At 49.5% G+C, this 1,264-nt stretch carries 1 protein-coding gene; it reads right to left on the reverse strand.

Annotation, left to right across the window (positions count from 1 at the left end; translation table 11 throughout):
* Positions 1-1,264 (reverse strand): transglycosylase domain-containing protein (locus A3750_RS18045; protein ID WP_197475134.1); only part of this gene is annotated, 1,264 nt, incomplete at both ends.

The raw sequence follows: 1,264 nt of genomic DNA on the forward strand, positions 1-1,264 counted from the left end.
TTGTACTTGCTCATTTGGAAGTTGTAGCCTCCACTGAGGGCGAGAATGGCTCCGTCTTTTGGACGAATAGATATCAATGCGGCTTGTGCTTCGGGGCTTTGTTGCAGTTCGAAGCTGAACAATGAATAGTCTCGAATGGCCTCTCTCGAGGCTTGGTGCTCATCCTCTTGTGGCGGCGTCGCCTCTTCCGTATGCAGCAGTACTTCGCCTTCTTCGGTCTGAGTGTGGTCTTTATTCATGTTATCGATAAGGCGCGCCTCGATGATGTCGCCTGATCTGAAGAGTCCTTCAAAATTGCTTGGAGGCTCGCCCACTTTGTTGATGTTGATAAAGGGGGCAGCGCGCGTTGCTTGTTCTAGTGAGATGTGGCCCCGCTTGCCATCAAGAGAGAAGATTGACAGTTGGTCTGAAGTGCTTTCCTCAACTAATGCTGGAGTGAAGCGTGTTTTTGCTAGGTAGCTACGGAGGATTTGTTTTTTCTCCGCATCGCTCTCTGAGCCATCAAGTTCAATGTTGTCTAACGGCCCTCGATAGCCATGGCGAGCATCATAAGCTTCTAAACCATTGATGACGGATTTCTGCGCCTGAGCCTGTAACTCGCTGTTTGCGGTCACGAAAACGCGCAAACCGGTGGTATAGGCGTCAGAACCATATAGCTCGACTGCTTTTTGACGAGCCATCTCTGCTATGTAAGGGGCTGATAGATCTGGCTGCGGGTTGTGGTAGCCTGCCGTGGTTGTCTCTTGTCGAGCGGCTTTGTGCTCGGCGATAGAAATCATATTCAGATCGAGCATGCGGTTGAGTATCCAGTCGCGACGAATTTTTGCGCGCTCCGGGTTAATAATCGGATTGTATCTTGATGGTGCTTTCGGAAGCCCTGCGATCATTGCACTTTGCGCAAGCGTCAGCTCGTCTAGGTTTTTTCCGTAATACACTTGTGCTGCTGCTTTTACACCGTAAGCGCGGTTGCCCAAATAGATCTTGTTAAGGTATAGCTCAAGAATCTCCGGCTTGGAAAGCACGCTTTCGATTTGTATGGCGAGGAAAATCTCATTGAATTTTCGTATGAATGTCCGTTCTCTGGTCAGAAAGAAATTCTTGGCCACTTGCATTGTTATTGTGCTGCCGCCTGTTTTGATACGTCCAGCTTGGATTAACTGAGCCGCAGCGCGAGCAAGGCCGATGACATCGATACCGCCGTGCTCGTAAAAGCGATTGTCTTCTGCGGCGATAAAAGCGGAGGTTAAAGTGGTGGGTATTTCTT

It is taken from the genome of Oleiphilus sp. HI0079, from assembly GCF_001635105.1.